Origin of the sequence: Bifidobacterium sp. UTBIF-78, assembly GCF_006408945.1 — a bacterium.
Lineage (GTDB): Bacteria > Actinomycetota > Actinomycetes > Actinomycetales > Bifidobacteriaceae > Bifidobacterium > Bifidobacterium myosotis.
Window position 1 is genome coordinate 1 of the sequence record NZ_JFAO01000071.1, and the last position, 4,266, is coordinate 4,266.

A 4,266-nucleotide genomic window follows, 5' to 3' on the forward strand; every position below is an offset into this window, starting at 1 on the left:
GGGCCCCTTCCCGTTATCGTGCGTCACGCGGCGGCGGTCACGGGACCGTCACGCCGCGGGGACTCACTTGGCGTACGCCTTGAAGGCGACGTCCTCGGCGCGCCAGCCGACGTTCACCAGGTTGTCGTACTCGGCCTTGTCGGTCGTGAACACGTGCTCGCCCGAGTTCGGGTTGTACGCACGGTACACGCTCACCGGCGCGTCGTCATCCACGTACCAGGCGACGTCCTCGTACGTCCAGCCGGCCGCGACCAGGCCGTCGTTCTCGGCCTTGTCGGTCGTGTAGTGGTGCGAGCCGTCGTTCGGGTTGTACGTGCGGTACACCGGCGTGGCCTTCTTGCTGGACGTGGTCTGGAACTGCACGCCCTCGGCGCGCCAGCCCGCGCGAACCACGTTCGAGTACTCCGTGAAGTCCGTGGTGTACAGGTGCGAGCCGCCACGCGTCTCGTTCGGGTTGAACGCGCGGTACACCGCCACCTTGCCCGACGGCACCTCGGCGCCGTTCGCCTTCACCAACAGCTTCTGCGCAGCCTCATACTTCGGCTGCAGGGCGGTGGCCAGATCGACCTTCTTCTGGCTCTCCGGCTCGCGCTGGTACGCGGCGTACTCGTCCTCAAGGGCGTAGACGGCCTTCACGTACGCCTTCGCCGAGGCGTCCGTGTAGCCATACGCGGCAACCGTCAGAGCGTCGGAGGACTGGTTGTTCCACACGAGCGGGAACTGGTTGCGCAGCGCGTCCACGTCCAGCTTCGCGGACGCGGTCCACTTCGCGGTCAGGGTCTTGCCGGCGAACGCATCAATGGTCTTAGATGTGTCGACCTTGGCCTCGGTGGAGGTGCCGTAATCGGTGACCCAGTAGGCGAGGGTGTAGCCGTCGCGCACCGGCTCGACGAGGATGTCGGCGAGCTTCGTGTCCTTGGCGGCGGTGACCCACTTGTAGGTCTGGCCGTCGAACTTGCCGCCGTTGCCGTTCAGACGGACCGCGTAGGAGGCGTCCCACACGGCGGTGAACTCGGTGACGCTACCGGCGGCCAGCGCGTTGGCGGAGGTCACCACGTCCTTGTCGTTGCTGCCCTGGTACCAGCCGGTGAGCTTGCGGGTCGTGTACTCGTCCTTGGCGGCATCCTCCTGCGCGGCGGTCTGGTAGTACTCCTCCAGGCCGGCCGGCAGGTCCTTCTTCTCGCCTGCGTACACGAACTCGAACTGCTTGCCGCCGCCCACGTAGTCGGGCGTCTGGTAGCCGAGGTTGTAGACCAGCTCCGCCACGTGGGTGGTGTCCCAACGGGCGTGCAGGGTGATTTCATTGCTGGTTGCGTTGAAGTTCGCCTGCTCGCTGATCGGCTTGGTGAAGTCGATCTTCTTGCCGTCGTACGTGAACCAGCCGGTGAACACCTTGCCGAACGCGACCGGTTCGACCGGCTGAACCGGCTTCTCGTCGGCGGTCGTGGTGTAGTCGCCGGCGGTGGGGGCGACGGCGCCGGCGAAGTCGTACTTGACGGTCACGTTCTTCAGATCCGCGGAGACCGGGGCGACCAGCACGAGGTCGTCGGCGGCGCCATCCTGGTCCTTGTTCGGCACGGGCTGCGTGAAGTCGTAGGCCTTCTGGTCCTCGGTCTGCCACTTCGTGTCGGCCGACCACGCACTAGGCACGCGGAACTGCGGGAACGGGTTGCCCGCCAAAGTGTAGCGCTGGGTCGTGCTCTCAGTGGCGAACGTGCGGAAGCCGACCGTGGACAGGTTCTGGTTCACGTCGAAGCGGGCGTGCAGGACCGTGTCCTCGTTGATGGCCGCATCCGTGTACAGGTCATCGGAGGAACCCTGCTGCGTGTGCGTGTACGTCCAGCCCGCGAAGACCTCGCCGTGCCTGCTCGGCTCGCTGGAGGGGAACGCCGTGCGATAGTCGGCGGCGGTCAGCGCGGAACCCTTCGCGATATCGACCGCGGGCTCGCTAGCAGGATCATACGTACCATCGCCATTGACGTCGAAGGCGACCTCGACGGCCTGCTTATACTGGGCGAACACCTTGGTGGCGCCCTTGACGACCACCACGTCGCCGATCTTCTCCTTGCCGGCCTTGTCGTAGGAGAAGTAATCGAACACCTTGCCATCACCGGAGGCCGCGTACGGGTCGGCGGTCAGCGGGGTCAGAACAGTACCCCACTTCGCGGTCGTGGACACAGTCGTCGGCTTCCACGGCTGATCCGGGTCATAGACGTTGATCTTGTAGTTCGTGGAAGTGTCGCCACTCCAAGCGGCGGCGTTCGCCGTGCTGGCGGCCACGCCCATGGTCGCGATCATCGCGACCGAGGCGAGGCCGGCGAGCGGCGCGCGCCAAACCTTAGTGTTTCCTGTCATAGTCAGGAACCTTTCTTCTAGGGCTACGGGCACGCTGTCTTCGTGGACGCTCGCGGATGGGGTGGACCGGGAGTGGCTGTCATTTTTTCGGGGGTCCCGCATGTCGTCGTCCGGGTCGGGCGGAGGGCGATTCGTCGTCGGAGTTCAGACGGTGCGGGGGAAATCGCCGGGCGACAGTCCGGTCGGACGGCCGGATTATACGACCGCTAATGGCTCAGCCCCGTGGCCCTCGATGACGTCATGACGTGCCCCAATGACACCGGCGTCGTATTTTTTCATACATGCAGAGTTGTATTTTTTGTACATTGGATGTATGTTTCCAAGTATGGGTGAGAACGGATATATCCGAAGGCCGTTGGCGGACGCGCTGCTGCGTTCGCGGCGCAAGGTCGTGGTACTGGAGGGCGCGCGAGCCGTGGGCAAGACATTGATGGCGCGCCGGCAATTGGCGCCGGCGGGGTTCTCGTACGAGACGCTGGCGGACGCGAACACGTACGAGCTGGCGCGCACGGACCCGCGCGGCTGGCTTGAGGGCCTGCGGCTTCCGGTGATCGTCGACGAGGCGCAGCGGGTCGCGGGCCTGCCGTTGGAGGTCAAGGAGATCGTGGACGGACTGCCGGCGGATGGGGGCATCCGGTTCCTGCTGACGGGCAGCGCGATCATCAACCGGGGCGGTCTGGACGGGCAGGACCCTCTCGCCCGGCGTGCGCAGCACTTCGAGATGGGGCCGCTGACCCAGCGCGAACTGCACGCAGTCACAGGCAGCCTCGTGGACGACCTGTGGAACGGTGAGCCCGACACCGGCTTCGACCATGGCATATCGAGGACGGACCTGTACGGGCTGATGGCCGCGGGCGGCTTCCCGGAGTACGCGACGCAGTATCCGACGTACGAGGACTGGGAGCGCGAGCGGCTCGTCGAGGACGACATCCGCGCGGTGCTGGGCGACACGATCCTTCCCGGCGAGCGGCTCGACGTGCTCATCGCCGAGAACGTGCTCGACCGGCTCCTGTGCATGCCGGGCGGCATCATGAACGCCAGCGCGCTCGGCGACCTGCTCGCCCTGGACCGTCGGACCGTGGAACGCTATATGGGCGTGTTCCTGCGCCGGTTCCTCGTGCGCGCGCTGCCGAACATCCGCACCGCGCCGAACCGCCAGGTGTTCACCCGCGCGAAGATCCATCCTGTGGACACGTCCCTGTCCGCGCAGGTCATGCTCGCCAAGGGGCGCGACCCGATGGCCTCGCCGGTCGACTACGGCAACCTGCTCGAATCGTTCGTCGTCAACCAGATCCTGCCCGCGGTCCAATGGTCGGGCACCCACCCGGACTGCTTCTACTGGAGGGAGCCCGGCTCGAACCCCAAGGAGGTCGACCTGGTCATGAGCCGACGCGACCGGCTCGTGGGCGTGGAGGTCAAGTCCTCGTCCAAGGTCACGCGCGAGGACTTCCGCGGCCTGGCCGAACTTGCCAAGGACCCGCGCTTCCATCGCGGCTACCTGGTCTACACCGGCTCGCGCGTCATGCGATGGCCCGGAGGGTTCTGGGCCCTGCCCGTCACCGCGCTCTGGGAACCGGACGCATTCAAACCGGCGGGAATATGACCACGAAAGGGACGGCGCGTGCACATGCGGGACCAGGCCCCGTTATGGCCTAGGTGCGGTTCGCCCCCCCGGTGACCGGATGGCACGGCATCCCTCGCGCCCCTCCTACCCGCCTGATTCGCCTGTCGGCCGGCCTGCTCGCCTCTCTATGCGGGGTGTCATCACATCGCGTTCGTCTAGCCGGCATGCTGCGGTCACGGGTGCCGCTGCCGAGCTCGTCCGCCCGGGCCGGTCCGGGTGGAAGCCCGCGATGAACGGGGTTCTCGGGCATCGGATTGAAATCGTCCAGGGTGACGCGCCACTCGAAC

Annotated in this window: 2 protein-coding genes; one reads left to right on the forward strand and one right to left on the reverse strand. The window is 66.3% G+C overall.

Annotated elements, in window-relative coordinates; translation table 11 throughout:
* Positions 1-63: 63 nt before the first annotated feature.
* Positions 64-2,355, reverse strand: coding sequence for an InlB B-repeat-containing protein (locus tag BG22_RS10555; RefSeq protein WP_181163498.1), 2,292 nt, complete (start codon positions 2,353-2,355; stop codon positions 64-66).
* Between the two features lie 325 nt (positions 2,356-2,680).
* Here BG22_RS10555 and BG22_RS10560 point away from each other — a divergent pair, with 325 nt between their 5' ends.
* Positions 2,681-3,958 (forward strand): ATP-binding protein, encoded by a 1,278-nt coding sequence (locus tag BG22_RS10560; protein ID WP_140495415.1) that lies wholly within the window; start codon positions 2,681-2,683, stop codon positions 3,956-3,958.
* Positions 3,959-4,266 lie beyond the last annotated feature (308 nt).

Coding starts and splice junctions, on each gene's coding strand:
- BG22_RS10555 (WP_181163498.1), bottom strand. CDS start 2,355: ATGACAGGAAACACTAAGGTTTGGCGCGCGCCGCTCGCCGGCCTCGCC.
- BG22_RS10560 (WP_140495415.1), top strand. CDS start 2,681: ATGGGTGAGAACGGATATATCCGAAGGCCGTTGGCGGACGCGCTGCTG.